Source organism: Micromonospora sp. WMMD961 (assembly GCF_029626145.1).
GTDB lineage: Bacteria > Actinomycetota > Actinomycetes > Mycobacteriales > Micromonosporaceae > Micromonospora.
The window spans coordinates 4,951,654-4,967,607 of record NZ_JARUBJ010000002.1 but is presented as its reverse complement, the minus strand read 5'-3'; the positions used below and the strand labels follow the sequence as shown (position 1 = coordinate 4,967,607).

The window sequence follows — 15,954 nt, the reverse complement described above, 5'->3', positions numbered from 1 at the left end:
GGCGACCCTCGATGGCGGGCGCCTGAATCCCCGAAGAGGAATCGAGCTATGCAGACCGAACTGGAAAATCGCAGAGTGCTGGTGATTGGCCGCAGCGGCGGGATCGCCGGTGCGATCGTCAGCGCTGTACGCGACTCCGGCGCCACCGTGGTCGTCGCCTCCCGCAACCGCGACGCCCTGGCGGACGCGTACGGCGAGGACCTGACTGTCGAGGCGGTCGACGTCACCGATGAGGCGAGCGTGGCAGCGCTCGCTGAACGGATGGGTCACGTCGACCACGTGGTGTCGACCGCGTCGGCTCGGGCCCGCGGGCGACTGAGCGACCTGCAGCCGGCCGCCGTGCTGCAGTCTCTGTCGACCAAGGTGCTCGGCCCGATCCTGCTGGCCAAATACTTCGCGCCTCGCATGCCGCACGACGGCAGCTTCGTCTTCTTCTCTGGAGCGACCGCCCGCAAGCCGGCGCAGGGCATGCTGGCGGTCGCGGCCACCAACGGTGGCGTCGACGCGGTCACCCGGGCCCTAGCCGTGGAGCTCGCCCCGCTGCGGGTGAACTCGGTTGCGCCGGGAACTATCGACAGCGGCGCCTACGACGTTTTCGGCAAGCAGCAGAAAGCCGAGCTGTTCGCGAGTCGGGCGGCCGGCAACCCGGCCGGTCGGGTGGGCGACCCGGACGACGTCGTCCGGGCAGTCGTCTATGCCCTCACGAGCACCTTCACGACCGGCACCACGCTGGCCGTCGACGGTGGCGAGACGTTGGTCTGACGATGACCGCTGAACGAACGTCACCGCCGCGCCCCTGCCGGCCGCCCGGGGTGGCTGATGCGGCACGAGCGCTGTCGTCGAGTTTCACCCTTCCATTGTGCCGGCCGGCGATCCGCCCCCTGAAACGCAGGTTTGCGGTCCCGGCAAGTGCGGGTGCGGCTGCCGGGCAGCGAGGACGTTCTGTGCGCGGCCCTCCACGCTGTTGGTGGCGGTAAGTGGACCCAAGGGTCCGTTCAGGTTGAAGGTCAGAGGAGTGGCAATGGAACGTGGACGTGACACCGGTCTGTCGACAGATGCGGCCTCGAACGAACGGCACGGGACGAGTCCGGTGCCTCTGTCGATTCTCGATCTGGTCATCAGGAGCCGTGGGAGTCAACCGGCCGATGCGCTCCAGCAGACCACGACCCTGGCGCAGGCCGCCGAGCGGTGGGGCTACCGGCGCTTCTGGGTGGCCGAACACCATAGCTTCCCCGCCTCAAGCAGCCCGGCCCCTGCCGTCCTCCTCGCCCACCTTGGTGCCGAGACCCGCTCCATCCGGCTCGGGTCGGGAGGGGTCATGCTCACCAACCACGCACCACTGATCGTGGCCGAGCAGTTCGGCGTCCTCAACGCGTTCCACCCCGGCCGCATCGACCTGGGCGTCGGCCGAAGCCCCGGTGGCCTGCCATCGATCATGCAGGCGCTGCGCCGCAACGGCGAGGGCTCAGGTGGCAGCGATTTCCAGCCCCAGGTTGAGGAGCTTCTCGGCTTCCTCCGCAACGACTTCCCGGAGAACCACGCCTACCGGCGCGACAACGTGCACGTGGTGCCAGCAGCACCCGACCTACCCGTCTGGACACTTGGCTCGGGAACCACGGGTGCAGAGGTGGCCGCACGCCTCGGCCTGCCGTTCGCGGCTGCCTTCCACATCAATCCCGTGCAATCCATGCAGGCCATCGATGAGTACCGGAGAACATTCCGCCCGTCCGCTGCCCTGGCCGCACCACACGTGATGGTCTCCGTGAACGTCACCTGCGCCCCGACCGGACCCGAAGCCGAACGCCTGGCTCGGCCGGGTGCGCTGATGATGATGCTTGCGCGGCAGGGGCAGCAGGTCGCCCTTCCCGCCCCGGACGAGGCGGAAAATCGCCCCTACACGCCGGAGGAGAAGGTGTTCGTCGAAAGTTGGTTGGGCAACATCATCCACGGCGCGCCCGACACGGTGCGCAGAGGTCTGACAGAACTGCAGCAGCGGACCCGCGCCGACGAACTGATGCTCACCTCCATGATCTACGACACTGCAGATCGCATGCGCTCCTTTGCCCTCGTGGCCGAAGGGTTCGAGCTCAGCACAAGCTCCTCCTGACCCGAGGCGACGGGTGTGCCGCCTTAGAGATCATTCCGGCGCAGGAGAGAGCAATGGTTGATTTTTACCGCGGGCGACACCCGGTGCCGCCCGCGTTCCGTCAAGGAAGGACCTGATTGGCGCAGTTCGGTCGCCCCTTCAGGTGGCATTGGTGAAGTGGGCTGCGGTCGAGGCGGTAATCGGGCAGCGCCCGGCGGGCGACTGGCGCAGGTGTGGTCAGCGATGGTTGCCGATGTTGGCCACCTACGGTCGGACCGGATGGCACCCTGGGCACGTGGACTGGGCGGGGAACCGGGGGATGCTGGTGCCGGGATTACGGTGAACGACCTCTGATGCGTACCGCGTTGATAGTAGTAGCCGTGCTGGCGGCGGCGGTGGTCGTGGACCTGATCTCTGGCATGCTCGTCCGCCGGGTGAACCGTGGCCGTTACCAGTGGTTGCTGAAGCCGCTGCGGCACGCCTGCCGCCGCCCGGCGGCAGCGGTCCTGCTGGTCGGGACACTTTACTACGCGCTGCCGTTGGGTCCGGCCGGCTGGCAGCGTCATCTGCGGCACGTCCTGCTGGTGACCCTGGTCGTGTCCGGGGCATGGTTAGTGATCAAGGCGTTGCATGTCGCCGAGGGGGTGGCCTTCAGTCGACTGCCGGCTGACGCAGCTACCAGCCGGCGGGTCCGGCGGGCTCGGACCCAAATCCGCCCCGTGCGGCGGCTCACCGTCGCTGTGGTCACGATCGTCGCGGTGGGTCTGATCCTGATCACCTTCCGGCCGGTGCGCCTTTTCGGCGTCTCCGTGTTGACGTCAGCGGGAGTGGTCGGTGCGTTGATCGGTCTGTCGGCCCGTACCGCGCTCGGCAACGCTTTCGCCGGTGTCCAGGTCGCTTTCGCCGATGGTCTGCACGTCGGCGACGTGCTGGTGGTGGACGGTGAGTGGGGCCGGGTTGAGGAGGTGAAGCTGACCAACGTGGTGATCCGGCTCTGGGACGAGCGGATGCTCATCCTGCCGACCACGTACTTCACCGAGCGGCCGTTTCAGAACTGGACCCGGAACGAGTCCCGGGTCATCGGGAAAGTTCAGATTCATGTCGATCACACCGCTGACCTGGACGACCTGCGCCGGGAGGCGCGCCGGCTGGTGGAGTATTCCCCGCTGTGGGATCGCGGCCAGTGGGTGCTCCAGATGGTCGACTCCACCCCTCAGACGGTGGTCATCCAGGTGCAGGCCTCGGCCGCCGACGGCGCCAGCGCCTGGGACCTGCGCTGCGACCTGCGTGAAGGGATGATCTGCTACATGCGCGTCCATCATCCCCAGTGGTTGCCCCGCACCCGCGGTCAGTATCAGCCGTGAACGGGCGGGTGCGACGGAGCGCCCGAGCTTCACCGCCCTCATACACACGTTGCGACATCGCGACGAGGTTGAAGAGGGCCACATCTTGGACCGGGCGGCGGCGGGTCTGCGCGATGGGCGTCGAGGCCGGCCAGCTTGCGGGTGATGGTCAGTTGGCCTCGGAGAGCCGCCACGGCCGGTGCGGGAACCGGCAAACTGGGCAGCGAAGCCCGATCGTGGGCGGACAATCCGGAAGGCGCCCGCTGCACGGCCGCTGCCTGCGGGGAGAGGGCCGCGACGCGCCTGTGCTGCCCCTGCGGCGGCATACCCAGACCACCCACTGTTACCCGGAGAGATCGACATGACGACGCCTTCCGACGCGATCGAGCTACCGTCCGGCCAAACCATGCCCGTACTCGGCCAAGGGACCTGGTACCTCGGCGAGCGCCCCGCGCGGCGGCGGGACGAGATCGCCGCCCTGCGCACCGGGCTCGACCTGGGTATGACCATGATCGACACTGCGGAGATGTACGGTGACGGCGCCTCCGAGGAACTCGTCGGCGAGGCGATCGTCGGACGACGCGGCGACGTCTTTCTTGTCGACAAGGTCATGCCGTCGAACGCCAGCCGACAGGGAACCGTGCAAGCCTGCCGCCGTAGCCTGCAAAGACTCGGCGTCGACCACATCGACCTCTACCTGCTGCACTGGCGCGGCACGCATCCACTCGCGGAGACGATCGAGGCGTTCGTCGAACTTGTCGACGCCGGCGACATCGGGCAGTGGGGTGTGAGCAACTTCGATCTCTCAGATGTGGCGGACCTGCTCGATGCGGGCGGAAACGCCTGCGCGACCAATCAGATCCTGTACAACCTCACCCGCCGCGGTCCCGAGTACGACCTCCTTCCGTGGCTGCGCGGGCACCGCATCCCGGTGATGGCGTACTCGCCGATCGAGCAGGGCCGGCTGCTCGGCCACCCCCAAGTCGAAGAGGTAGCCGCCCGGAACGAGGCCACGGCCGCTCAGGTGGCGCTGGCCTGGCTGTTGCGGCAGGAGAGCGTTGCGGCCATCCCCCGGTCGTCCAAGCCAGAACACACCCGGGAGAACGCCGAAGCGCGCGACCTGCATCTGAGTGAGGAGGACGTGGCCGCACTCGACACTGCGTTCCCGCCGCCGGCGGGCCCGCAACAGCTGGAGATGTTGTAGCGTCACTGGTCGCTTCGGCCGACGACGCCCGCGCGAAGGCGGTGCCATCGGTACTGAGACCCGGCGGTGGGGGGGCGGACGGTGAGAGCCGGCCAGCCGCCTGCCGGTTGATCAGCCTCCGCGCCTGTCTTCGAGCCGGTAGCGTGACTGTCAATTCCCCGGCCTAGGGGGGCGGCGCTGAGCGATCCGGCGGGTGAGGGGCACCTGATAGAGGCCGGCGCTGGTGACGGCGTAGAACACTGGCAGGATGACGAAGATCACCAGGCCGGCGAGCGGTTGGACAAAGTACCCAATCAGCCCGGCGACGACATAGAGAATGACCCCGACGAGTGCCCGCACCCGCTCCGCGGGGAAGTGCCGTTCACTGACCTCCTTCTTGAGCAGGTCTCTGTGCCGAGCCAGGTAGTGGAAGAACGCCAGCCAGCTCGCGCAGAGCAACGCGCCGATCAGCGCGTAGAAGGCGACGGCGACGCGTTGGTCCTGCTGGTCGTGCTCCTGAAACGCGTCCGAGATGACGGCGGTCGGGAACGGCAGCAGCGCGGTGGTGAACAGGACGAAGAGATTCACCCAGTGCAGGCCCCGGTCACTCTCCTTGACGCGGTTGAACGCGCCCTTGTGGTTCAGCCAGACGACGGCCACGTACGCGTACGAGGCGAGATAGGCGACGTAACCCGGCCACTGCTCCAGCAGGCCGAACAGGAGGCGACCGGGCGGTACGTCCGGCACCCGGAGATCCACCACGAGCAGCGTGATGATGATGGCCAAGACAGCGTCGCTGAACGCTATGGCACGGCTGGTGTCCGACCGGGTGCCGAGGTCGTCGGTTGGCCTGCTCACGGTCCGGTGGCTACCCGCCGACGCCCACGATAACCGGCTTCTCGCAACCGAATGATCAGCCCGGATCATGCGCCGGGATCGGCCGACCGGACGCCTTCGGCCGCGTCACGACGACGAACCGGCCCGCACCTCGACGTCGAGCACCTGCTGTGGGCTGCCGCCCCTTCCGACCCCACCCGCCGGATCCTCTAGGCGAGCGGCGCCGGCCCGCCAGACGGAGCCGGCCGCCCTGCGGGACTACGCGAGGACGCCCGCGCCGGTCGGCTCGCCCGGTCGTGGGGCGGGACGACGAGATCGACGACACGATCGTGAGCCGGCGGGTGTGCAGCTCGCCGGCCCCGACCTCCTCGTGGAGGTCGAGGCCACCGCGGTCAGTGACTGACCGAAGGACGTCGCGGTAGGCATCGTCGGCTGGGCGGGAGCCGGGGTTGGGCCTGCCGCTTGGGTACGTCACTGCGAGAAGCAACAGGGGAGAGGACGGGGCCTGGAGCACCCGGGACCTCGTCTGCCTGCTGCCCCGGGACTGCATCACGTCGGCATCCGGGTCGCGCAACGGCCTCGATGTCCTCAGGGCAGCTCCGGCAGCGGGAGCATGGCCAGGGGCACATGGTGCTGCCCGGCGTGGATGTCGCGGTCGCGCAGGCTGCCCTGTGCCACGGGGCGCGGGAACGAAATCTTGACGACGTTCAGCGCCGGTATCCGGAAGATGCGGATGGCGTCAGCCGGTACGCCGTAGAGGCGGGCGATCAGCGGCGTGTCCAGGAAGCCCGGGTCGGCTACCACGGCGTACCCGGCGGTGTCGCGCATGAACAGCTCCATCGTCACCCAGAACGGGCCGGCGTTCTTCGACCGGACCTCCAGCGCGAGGTCGGCGACGGTGCGGGGGTGGGCGTTATCGGACATCGCTGCCCTCCGGGAGGTGGATGCGGAACAAGCTGGTGGGCGAGTCCACGTCGACGACGTGGTTGAGGACGAACTCGTACGCCGCGCCGCGTTCGGTCTCCGCGGGGGAGTAGGGGAACGCGAGGCTGGGCAGGTAGTCCATGTCGGGCGTGGGCAGGTGCAGCATGAGCGGGTTGGCTATCTTCGCGATGGCGGTGGCCGTCTGCTGATCCGCGGCGTGGACCAGGAGCATCACGCCGACCTCGCGGGGCGGCCGGGTGTCCGGATCCTTGGCCTCCAGCACGGCGTCGTAACCGTACAGACGGACGTCGAAGGCGTAGTCGTCGGCGCTGAGCCCGAGCGTCTGGGCGACCCGATCCGCGGTGACGCGGCGCAGCAGTTGTGCCCAGGTGGTGATCTGGCCGAGGATGTGCGGGTCGCGGATGGCGGTGAACGACATCGTCTCGTAGCCGGTGATCCGTGCCCCCTCAAGCTTGTTCGTGTAGGGGGCCGGCTCGAACCGGGAGCCCTCCACCCGTACCCGCCGCTCGTCCAGCGCCCGGTAGGTGGCGTCGGCGACCATCAGCGTGCCGGCCGGTTCCCGCATCGAGAACGGGTCGGCGGTCTCGTAGAGCATGTGCGCCGCGACCGAGGTGGGCGTGCAGGCGACGGCCGGGTCGAGCGGCTCGATGGTGAAGCCGGTGGCGTCGATGGTGGCGAAGACCCCGCTGGAGCGCGGGTTCGTGGTGCACTGCGCGCCGCACTCGACGATCTTGGCGGCATGCCAGGTCGGGCCCGCCGGCATGCCGGCCATCAGCGGAAAGGCGGCGGCCAGGGCGGTGTCGGTGGCGCGCCCGGCCAGGACCACGTCGGCTCCGCCCGCGAGCGCCTCGGCGATCGGCTCGTGGCCCATCATCGCGACGATGTGCTGGCAGCTGTCCAACGTCGCCGGGTCGAGGTCGCCGGCCGGCGGCAGCGGGTGGATCCGGCCCTTGTCGAGATGGTCCTTGAGGTCGGTGGCCCGCTGCTCGCTGTAGATGGTGGCGACCCGCAGGTCCAGCCCCTCCTCCGCCAGGATGTCGCGGGCGATCCCGGCGACCCAGTCCACACCGGAGTCGGTGCCGCTGGTGCCGCACGAGCCGACGATCAGTGGGATGCGCGCCTTCGCCGCCGCGCGCAGCAGCAGGCGCAGGTCGCGGGACACGGCTGCGGCAGTGGTCTTGGCCGTGCCGGTGCCCAGGTAGTACGGGCCGGAGTCGGTGGACCCTCCGTCCAGGGCGATGACGTCGGCGCCGAGTTCCAGCCCACGGTCGATGATCTCGGGCGGAAACCCCGAGCCGAGCATGCCGGAGGGCACGAGAATGCGTACGGAGTCGCGGGTCACGGTTTTCCTCATTTCACGGGTACGAGCCGGTCAGGCGACGGTGCTGGCCACGGCGCGGCCGGCCTGACGTCCGGAGAAGAGACAGCCGCCCAGGAAGGTGCCTTCCAGCGCGCGGTAGCCGTGCATGCCGCCACCGCCGAATCCGCTGGCCTCGCCAGCGGCGTAGAGCCCGGGCACCGGCTGTCCGCCGCCGTCCAGCACCCGACCGTCGAGGTCGGTGTGCAGGCCGCCCAGGGTCTTGCGGGTCAGCACGTGCAGGCGTACGCCGATCAGTGGCCCGGCCTTCGGGTCGAGGATCCGGTGCGGTGCCGCGGTCCGCATGAGCCGGTCCCCGCGGTAGTTGCGGAAGTTGCGGATGGCGGCGATCTGCATGTCCTTGGTGAAGCGGTTGTCCAGCTCCCGGTCGCGTGCCTCGATCGTGCGCTGGATGTGGAGCGGGTCCAGCAGAGGCTCGTCGGTGAGCGCGTTCATGCCCTTCACCAGCTCGTCCAGTCGGTCGGCCACGACGAAGTCTGCGCCGTGGCGCTTGAAGGCCTCCACGGGTGCCGGTGCGCCGGCACGGAGGCGGCCGAGTACCTGTTTGACGCTGCGGCCGGTCAGGTCCGGGTTCTGCTCGGAGCCGGAGAGCGCGAACTCCTTCTCGATGATCTTCTGGGTGAGGATGAACCAGCTGTGGTCGTGGCCGGTGGTGCGCAGGTGGGCGAGCGTGCCGAGGGTGTCGAATCCGGGGTAGAGCGGCACCGGCAGCCGGCGTCCGCGCGCGTCGAGCCAGATGGAGGACGGGCCGGGCAGGATCCGGATGCCGTGCCTGTCCCAGATCGGGTTCCAGTTCTGGATGCCCTCGACGTAGTGCCACATCCGGTCCGGGTTGATCACGGCGCCGCCGGCGTCCTGCGTGATGGTCAGCATGCGGCCGTCCACATGGGCGGGCACGCCGCTGATCATGTGGGTGGGCGGGGCGCCGAGCCGTGCCGGCCAGTTGCGGCGGACCAGGTCGTGGTTGCCGCCGATGCCGCCGGAGGTGACGATGACGGCCTGCGCGGTATAGGCGAAGTCGCCGATCTCCTCCCGCGAGCTGGCGGTGCCGCGGGCGGCCTCGCTGGGCGCCAGGACGCGACCGGTGGCGCCCACCACCGCGCCGTCGCTGGTGGTCAAGGCGTCAACCCGGTGCCGGAAGGCGAACCGGACGAGGCCGCGTCCGGCGGCCTCCCGCACGATCGCGATGAAGGGTTCGAGCAGGCCCGGCCCGGTACCCCAGGTGACGTGGAAGCGGGGCACCGAATTGCCGTGCCCGGTGGCGTCGTACCCCCCGCGCTCGGCCCAGCCGACGATGGGGAACATCTTGACGCCGAGGCCCCGCAGCCAGGCGCGTTTCTCGCCGGCGGCGAAGTCGACGTACGCCTCGGCCCAGCGCCGTGGCCACGCGTCCTCGGGTCGGTCGAACCCGGCGCTGCCCTGCCAGTCCTGCCAGGCGAGTTCGGTCGAGTCGCGGATGCCCATCCGGCGCTGCTCGGGCGAATCGACCAGGAACAGCCCGCCGAACGACCAGAACGCCTGGCCGCCGAGGCTCTGCTCGGGCTCCTGCTCGATCAGCAGGACGGATCGGCCGGCGGCGACGAGTTCGGCGGTGGCCACCAGCCCGGCGAGGCCGGCGCCGATCACTATTGCGTCCGCGTCCGCCGTGGTGGTGGTCATGCCGGCTCCTTCGGTTCGGTGAGCGAATGGGCGGGCCGGCCGTCGAGGGCGGCGACGAGTTCCTTGGCGCCCTCCAGCCCCGCGGCCAGCCGGGCCTCGGTAGTCTGCCCGGCCATGTGCGAGTAGACAGTGATGCCCTCGACGCCGCGCAGGATGCTGTCGGCGGGCAGTGGCTCCACGTCCACCACGTCGAGGGCCGCGCCCGCCAGCCGGCCGGACCGGACGGCCTCGACCAGGGCGGTCTCGTCGATGAGTGGCCCGCGCGCGGTGTTGATCAGGTGCGCGCCGGGCTTCATCCGGGCCAGCGCCTCGGCGTCGATGAGGTGGCGGGTGAGCGGGGTCAGTGCGGTGTGGACCGACACGAAGTCGGCCTCGCGCAGCAACTCGTCGAGCGTGACCCGGGTGACCGGCGCGGGCAGGCTGCCGGTGCACAGCACCGTCATGCCGAAGGCGACGGCCAACGGCGCCACCTGGCGCGCCACCGCGCCCCGCCCGATCAGGCCGAGCGTCCTGCCGCGCAGCTCGCGGCCGTCGGTGCGGGGCCAGCCGCCGGCGGCCACCCCGACGGCCATCGGCACCAGGCACCGGGCCTGGGCGAGCAGCAACCCGATGGTGTACTCGGCCACCGCGTTGGCGTTGATCCCGGGCAGGTTGCTGACGCTGATCCCGAGCCGGCCTGCGGCGGCGACGTCGACCGAGTCGTACCCGACTCCGGTACGCACGACGGCGCGCAGGTCGGGTGCCTGGCGCAGCACCTCCGCGGTCATCGGCTCGTTGGCGATCAGCGCTCCCTCGACGCCGGCCAGGGCCGCGATCAGCTGCTCCGGCTGACGTGGTCCACGCATGGGGTCGTGCCGTGTCGTGAAGCCGAGCCCGGTCAGGTAGGTGTCCACCTCGTCGCCGGGGGCGAGGTAATCGGTGGTGATGAGGATGGTCGACATCATTCGCTTCCGGTGAGGGTGACGGGCCGGGTGGCCCGGTGCAGACGCTGCAGGCGTTCGAGGCGTACGACGACGAGCATGGCGAGTACGGCGAGCACGGCGATGTAGAGCAGCATCCCGTCCCAGCCGACCAGGTCGACCACCGCGCCGATCAGGGCGGGCCCGCCGAAGCCGCCCAGGTACCAGGTGACCGCGTACAGGCCGGTGTAGGCGCCGAACACCCGGCTGGACGGTGCCAGGTTCCACAGCGCCACCGCCGCGTTGATCGTGAAGGCGGCGGCGCCGGCCGAGGCCACACAGAACGCGACGACCGTACCGGTGGCGGTCTGCGCGACGGCGCCTGCCGCCAGCGCGGCGGCGAAGACGCTGATGCCCACGACGATGATCCGCAGCCGTCCGAAGCGCTCGGCCAGCAGCGCGGCCGGATAGGCGGCAGCAACGTAGACGATGCCGCTGGGCAGGGTGAGCCCGCCAGCCTCCCCGCGGCTCAGGCCCAGCGCCTCCATGCCGTACGGGGTGATCAGCGACCGTGAGGCGAACCATGCCCCGCCGAAGAGCAGGACGGTCAGCAGCAGCAGGAGCCGGCGGCGATCCTGGTCGGTGAACAGGCCGGCGACGATCTGCCGCAACGGTTGGCCGGCAGCGGCGGGACCGGCGGTGGCCTCCTCGGCCACCGCGGCCTGGTAGGCCGCCGACCGGCTGTCGCGCACGTTGGCCAGCAGCACGAACGTGGCGGCCAGCATGATCACCGACGGGATGACGAAGGCCGCCCTCGGGTGCTCGTCGACCACGAGCAGGCTGATCAGCGACGCGACGATGATGGTCAGTGCGGTCGCGATCTTCACGGCGGCGTTCGCCCGGCTGCGGCGTTCCGGGGGCAGGAAGTCCGGTACCAGCGACTCGGCCAGCGGCCGGGTGGTGTTGGCGATCAGCGCGTAACAGAACATCACCACGACCAGCGTGACCAGCGACGTGGTCCACGGCAGCAGGACGAAGACCAGCGCGGCCAGGGGCATGCCCACCGCGAGGTACGGGATCCGCCGCCCCCACCGGGTCCGGGTGTTGTCGGACCGGTTGCCGATCCAGGGCTGGATGAAGATGCCCAGCAGGTTGTCCATCCCCATCAGCGCGCCCACGAGCGCCGCGCTCGCCACATGCTCGCGCAGCAGGACGGGCACCTGGTTGTCATAGAAGTTCCACGTCGACTCCTGGGCGAAGAGCGCGAGGGCGATGAAGAACGTGATCCGCCGGTTGGACACCCGTCCACCTCCTTGTGTCCCCGGTCACGGTAAATTGCTGTAGCAAACTCGTCAACAGTTGCAAACAAACTTGCTATGTCATGCGCTAGAGTGCGGTCATGACGACAGCCGGGACGCTCGCCGATCAGGCGTACCGACAAGTTCGCACCGCGATCGCCAACGGCGAACTCGCGCCGGGAGAGAAGGTCACCGAGCGCGGCATGGCCGAGCGGCTCGCGGTCAGCCCGACACCGGTCCGCGAGGCCCTGCGCCGGCTGGAGCTCGACGGGCTGATCGAGCGCATCGGGCCGCGTACCGTGCTGGTGGCCGCCATCCGCGACGCCGCCATCGACGACCTCGCGGAGGTGGAGGTCGGTCTGCGTGGCCTCGTCGCCCGCTTCGCCGCCCGACACGCCACCGCCGAGCAGCTCGACGCGCTCGACGCCATTCTCGACCGCGCCGACGACCTGCTGATCCTTCTCAAGGAGCGGGCCGCGCAGGGCGGTCCGGTCGAGCGGCACCTCACCGAGCTGCTCGACACCATGCAGCAGTTCAACGACACGGTCAGCGCCTGCGCGCACAACCCCGTCCTGGTCCGGATGCTCGAACAGAGCCGCGTGTTCTCCCGCCCGCAGCGCCGCGAGCTGCTTCTGCAACGGGTGGCCGAGGACGACACGTTCGGCCTGGAGCGATACAGCAGTCACCGGGCCCTGGTCCGGGCGCTACGCGCGGGCGACTCCACCACCGCGGAGCGCATCGCACTCGCGGACTCGCAGGGCGGCCTCGCAGCGCTTCGGGAGGCGCCGTGACCAGCCACCGGATCGCCGTCATTCCCGGTGACGGCATCGGCAAGGAGGTCGTCCCGGCCGGCCTCGACGCGCTGCACGCCACGGCACGTCGCTTCGGCCTGACGCTGACCTTCGACAGCTTCGATTTCGCCAGCGCCGACTACTGGCAGCGGCACGGCGAAATGCTGCCGCCCGACTGGGAACAGACGCTGCGCGGCTACGACGCCATCTACTTCGGCGCGGTGGGCTGGCCGGAGGTCGTACCCGACCATGTCTCGCTCTGGGGCAGCCTCCTGCAGTTCCGGCGGGTCTTCGACCAGTACGTGAACCTGCGCCCCTGCCGGCTCATGCCCGGCGTCCGCAGCCCCCTGGCCGGCCGGCTCCCGGGCGACATCGACTTCGTGGTCGTGCGGGAGAACACCGAGGGCGAGTACTCCAGCGTGGGTGGGCGGATCTTCGAGGGCACCGACCGGGAAACCGTCCTGCAGGAGACGATCATGACCCGGGTCGGCGTCGACCGTGTCCTGCGCTTCGCCTTCGAGCAGGCCAACCGTCGCCCGAAACGGCACCTGACGTCCGCCACCAAGAGCAACGGCATCTCCATCTCCATGCCGTACTGGGACGAGCGGGTGGCCGCGATGGGCGAGCGGTTCCCCGACGTCCGCCTCGACAAGTTCCACATCGACGCGCTCGCGGCGCAGTTCGTACTCCATCCGGAGTGGTTCGACGTGGTCGTGGCCAGCAATCTGTTCGGCGACATCCTCTCCGACCTCGGCCCGGCCTGCACCGGCACGCTCGGCATCGCCCCGAGCGCCAACATCAACCCCGAGGGTGACCACCCGAGCCTGTTCGAGCCCGTGCACGGCTCCGCACCCGACATCGCAGGCAAAGGCATCGCCAACCCGATCGGCCAGATCTGGTGCGGCTCGATGATGCTGGAGCACCTCGGCCACCCCGAAGCCGCCGCCCACCTGCTCGGCGCGGTCGAGGACGTCCTGGCGTACGGGCCCGGACAGGCGCCCCTGACCCCCGACCTGCACGGCACCGGCACGACGGCGGAGCTGGGCCGGGCTATCGCCGAAAGGGTCAGCGAACGCGCGTCCGACACCGCATGAGTAGGCGGCAGGTCGTCGCCCCGCTCGCTCACCGGAGGTGGTCGGCGAGGTCACGCACCGCCTCGTCGAACGCCTCGTCGGACTCGCACGGCCGGTGTCCTTCGATTGGTGGTGGAAAGATGTCGCCGGCCGGAGCTGTGACGGCGTGGGGGTCGCGGAGCCGTCGGTCCACCGTCGACTCTCGGTCGGATGTGGCGGATGCTTCGCCGGGTCGCTTTGGCGGTGGGAAGACGCGGCCGCCGATGGGGTCGGTGTCGCGCCACAGGTTCACCCACCGCCAGTCGACCCGGTCGGCGATCTCGCCAATGACCTCGTCGTTGACGTAGGTGGGAAAGAGCCGGGCGTACAACCGGCGCAGCGGGGAGCCGTGGGTCAGCAGGGCGATCCGGTCGGTGACTCTTGGTGGCAGTTGGAGCACGGTCGCGGCGAGTAGGACGGAGCCGTGGCTGTGTCCGGTGAGGACCACCGCGTTGCCGGTGTCGACGAGGTGGGTGATGCGACAGGTCAGTTCGGGGACGGCCCGTTCGGCGTAGCAGGGTGGCGCGAACGGGTGCGCGGTTCGGGGCCAGAAGGTGCCCAGGTCCCACAGCACGCCCACGTAGCGGCGGAATCCGGGGGTGCGGTAGGCGAAGATTCCGCCGACGACCAGGCCGAGGAAGAGGGCGGCGATCAGGTAGCTGCCGGCGCCGATGCTGAAGTTGACGAAGCCGGCCGGCAGGCCCACGTAGCGCTGGATCAGTTGCTCTGGAGGCGTCGGTAGCAGGCCGAGTGTGACCGCTGCGATGCCGATTCCGGCGAGGCAGGCGTAGAGCACCGCGAGCGGCACCATCTTCTCGGTGAAACGGGCACGGGCTATGGTTCTGCGTACCTGTCGCAGCAGTGGCGCCGCATCGGCGGGTGCGTCGGGGAAGTCGCGAGCGACGATTGCCGACGCGGCGCGGATCCGTCCCGGTCGGGACGCCAGCGATACCACGGCGGCGACGGCCAGTGTCACCAGGACTGCCAGCGAGAAGCCGAGAATCGCCCAGATGCAGGCGCGCGGAGGGCTGGTGATCGACGTCTGTGCGGTCGGCGCGCCCTGGTTGAGGATGTCGGACACCCGGTAGACCAGTTCGGCGGAGAAGGTGAGCGCCAGACTGATCGCGGCCACGGAGGCCGCCAGGGCGCCCAGCCCGAGCGAGAGGGCGGCCTCCGGCTGTCGGTCCCGGTGCCAGAACAGCGCCACCCCCAGGGCGACAAGCAGCATCAGCTGACCGATGAAGAACCCGACTACTGTCAGCTCGTAGCCGGGCAGCCCGTTCCGCTGCGGCCAGGGGTCCGTGCTGGTCAGGACGTGGATCCAGACCAGTACGGTCAGGCCGAGGGCGATGGTGCGCAGCACGCGGACCAGCCGGTCGAGCCGCCATTCCCCAGGCGCGGACCGGGGCGGGGCACAGAGCAGCACCGCACACGCGATCAGCAGAAGTCCCGCAGCTGCCATCAGCGCGACGGTGCCGATCGACAGCCCCTGTGCGGCCCGGGCAACGAGCAGGCTGAGGTCGAGGGTGGCGAACGCCGCCGCGACGTGGATCGAGCGTAGTCGGCCGACCAGCGGGTCGTTGTCCCACCGGCCGACGGCGGTGAGTCGGTGCGTCGGCAGGGGTGGCTCGGCTGACCGGGGAACGTGAGCCGGCAGTGCCGGGCGGGCGGTGATCCCCCACACCAGGGCGATCGCCGCCACCGGCACCAGCGCGAGCACCGCCAGGCGCACTCCGGCCGGACGATCCCCGAGCCAGGAGAGCCAACTCCGTCCGTCCAGGCACTCCGGCGAGGACATGCACTTCCAGGCGATCACGTCCAGCGCGATCCCCACCATGCTCAGCACGTACATCGCGGTCAGGGTGAGCGCCAGCAACCGGCACAGCGCCTTGATCACCGGGTCGGCTCCGGCCGGGCGCATCCAGATGGCGAGGTTGATCAACATGAAGGGCAGCAGGATCACCATGGACAGCGTTCGCACCGCGTTTCCGGCCGGCAGGTTGTTCCAGCGGTAGGCCTCCAGCGTTACGTCGTCCGCCTCGCCGCCCTCGTGAAATCCCGGCCGGGGTCGGTAGAAGCCACCCCGGTGGTCACCCGCCACCTGCCGCACGTGCGGTCGATCCAGCAGCTCAGCCGGGCCGATGGCGGACACCCCGTGCACCCGCAGTTCCACCACGCCGACGTCGCCGGCGTGCCCGCCCGCCTCCCGCTGATCCATCCCGTACCGGCCTCCCGGCGCGTCCGCGGCACACCGACCCGGTCGGCTGATCCGACGGCGTCCGTATGGCGGAACGGGCATACCCTACGAAGGGGAAAGCAACCCTGAGCTGCGGCTGAGCCGCCCCGCCGGCAGCGCGGAATCGCCGGCATCTCACCCGGGCGGGCAGGGAGCCTGGCGCGCGGGCGAGCCCTGGTGGAACGTG

General features: G+C 70.0%; 13 protein-coding genes. 6 read left to right on the top strand and 7 right to left on the bottom strand.

Going from position 1 to position 15,954, the window contains the following annotated elements:
• The first annotated feature begins 75 nt into the window (after positions 1 to 75).
• From O7614_RS22390 to O7614_RS22375, 4 genes are all read left to right on the top strand, one after another.
• Positions 76 to 762, top strand: a complete 687-nt coding sequence (locus O7614_RS22390; protein ID WP_278140446.1) for an SDR family oxidoreductase — start codon at positions 76 to 78, stop codon at positions 760 to 762.
• A gap of 259 nt (positions 763 to 1,021) precedes the next feature.
• Entirely contained in the window at positions 1,022 to 2,107 is a 1,086-nt protein-coding gene (locus tag O7614_RS22385; RefSeq protein ID WP_278140445.1) for an LLM class flavin-dependent oxidoreductase, read from the top strand.
• Positions 2,108 to 2,439: 332 nt separating this feature from the next.
• Entirely contained in the window at positions 2,440 to 3,450 is a 1,011-nt protein-coding gene (locus O7614_RS22380; protein ID WP_278140444.1) for a mechanosensitive ion channel domain-containing protein, read from the top strand.
• A gap of 340 nt (positions 3,451 to 3,790) precedes the next feature.
• Positions 3,791 to 4,633, top strand: coding sequence for an aldo/keto reductase (locus tag O7614_RS22375; RefSeq protein ID WP_278140443.1), 843 nt, complete (start codon positions 3,791 to 3,793; stop codon positions 4,631 to 4,633).
• 150 nt (positions 4,634 to 4,783) lie between these two features.
• Here O7614_RS22375 and O7614_RS22370 read toward each other — a convergent pair whose 3' ends face one another.
• The 6 genes from O7614_RS22370 to O7614_RS22345 all read right to left on the bottom strand — a co-directional run bounded on the left by O7614_RS22370 (position 4,784) and on the right by O7614_RS22345 (position 11,631).
• Positions 4,784 to 5,470 (bottom strand): TMEM175 family protein, encoded by a 687-nt coding sequence (locus O7614_RS22370; protein WP_278140442.1) that lies wholly within the window; start codon positions 5,468 to 5,470, stop codon positions 4,784 to 4,786.
• Positions 5,471 to 6,037: 567 nt separating this feature from the next.
• Complete coding sequence (locus tag O7614_RS22365; protein ID WP_278140441.1) at positions 6,038 to 6,373, bottom strand: DUF4387 domain-containing protein; 336 nt, start codon at positions 6,371 to 6,373, stop codon at positions 6,038 to 6,040.
• Positions 6,363 to 7,736: an acyclic terpene utilization AtuA family protein gene (locus O7614_RS22360; RefSeq protein ID WP_278140440.1), complete on the bottom strand. Its 1,374-nt coding sequence runs from the start codon at positions 7,734 to 7,736 to the stop codon at positions 6,363 to 6,365. The genes O7614_RS22365 and O7614_RS22360 overlap by 11 nt, the downstream gene beginning before the upstream one ends.
• Before the next feature lie 30 nt (positions 7,737 to 7,766).
• On the bottom strand, positions 7,767 to 9,431 hold the full coding sequence (locus tag O7614_RS22355) for an FAD-binding dehydrogenase (protein ID WP_278140439.1): 1,665 nt from the start codon (positions 9,429 to 9,431) through the stop codon (positions 7,767 to 7,769).
• Positions 9,428 to 10,372, bottom strand: coding sequence for a phosphoglycerate dehydrogenase (locus tag O7614_RS22350; protein ID WP_278140438.1), 945 nt, complete (start codon positions 10,370 to 10,372; stop codon positions 9,428 to 9,430). The genes O7614_RS22355 and O7614_RS22350 overlap by 4 nt, the downstream gene beginning before the upstream one ends.
• A complete protein-coding gene (locus tag O7614_RS22345; RefSeq protein ID WP_278140437.1) occupies positions 10,372 to 11,631 on the bottom strand; it encodes an MFS transporter in 1,260 nt (419 codons plus the stop codon). Before O7614_RS22345 ends, O7614_RS22350 begins: the two co-directional genes overlap by 1 nt.
• 98 nt (positions 11,632 to 11,729) lie before the next feature.
• On the opposite strand from O7614_RS22345, the gene O7614_RS22340 reads away from it, so the two are divergent.
• Positions 11,730 to 12,419, top strand: a complete 690-nt coding sequence (locus tag O7614_RS22340; RefSeq protein WP_278140436.1) for a GntR family transcriptional regulator — start codon at positions 11,730 to 11,732, stop codon at positions 12,417 to 12,419.
• On the top strand, positions 12,416 to 13,513 hold the full coding sequence (locus O7614_RS22335; protein WP_278140435.1) for a tartrate dehydrogenase: 1,098 nt from the start codon (positions 12,416 to 12,418) through the stop codon (positions 13,511 to 13,513). The genes O7614_RS22340 and O7614_RS22335 overlap by 4 nt, the downstream gene beginning before the upstream one ends.
• A gap of 28 nt (positions 13,514 to 13,541) precedes the next feature.
• On the opposite strand, the gene O7614_RS22330 is transcribed toward O7614_RS22335, so the two are convergent.
• Positions 13,542 to 15,749, bottom strand: coding sequence for a hypothetical protein (locus tag O7614_RS22330; protein WP_278140434.1), 2,208 nt, complete (start codon positions 15,747 to 15,749; stop codon positions 13,542 to 13,544).
• Positions 15,750 to 15,954: the final 205 nt, after the last annotated feature.

What these genes read in the sequence shown, in the direction of transcription:
- O7614_RS22385 (WP_278140445.1), top strand. Translation starts at nt 1,022, where the DNA reads ATGGAACGTGGACGTGACACCGGTCTGTCGACAGATGCGGCCTCGAAC.
- O7614_RS22340 (WP_278140436.1), top strand. Translation starts at nt 11,730, where the DNA reads ATGACGACAGCCGGGACGCTCGCCGATCAGGCGTACCGACAAGTTCGC.
- O7614_RS22350 (WP_278140438.1), bottom strand. Translation starts at nt 10,372, where the DNA reads ATGTCGACCATCCTCATCACCACCGATTACCTCGCCCCCGGCGACGAG.
- O7614_RS22330 (WP_278140434.1), bottom strand. Translation starts at nt 15,749, where the DNA reads ATGGATCAGCGGGAGGCGGGCGGGCACGCCGGCGACGTCGGCGTGGTG.
- O7614_RS22375 (WP_278140443.1), top strand. Translation starts at nt 3,791, where the DNA reads ATGACGACGCCTTCCGACGCGATCGAGCTACCGTCCGGCCAAACCATG.
- O7614_RS22365 (WP_278140441.1), bottom strand. Translation starts at nt 6,373, where the DNA reads ATGTCCGATAACGCCCACCCCCGCACCGTCGCCGACCTCGCGCTGGAG.
- O7614_RS22380 (WP_278140444.1), top strand. Translation starts at nt 2,440, where the DNA reads ATGCGTACCGCGTTGATAGTAGTAGCCGTGCTGGCGGCGGCGGTGGTC.
- O7614_RS22355 (WP_278140439.1), bottom strand. Translation starts at nt 9,431, where the DNA reads ATGACCACCACCACGGCGGACGCGGACGCAATAGTGATCGGCGCCGGC.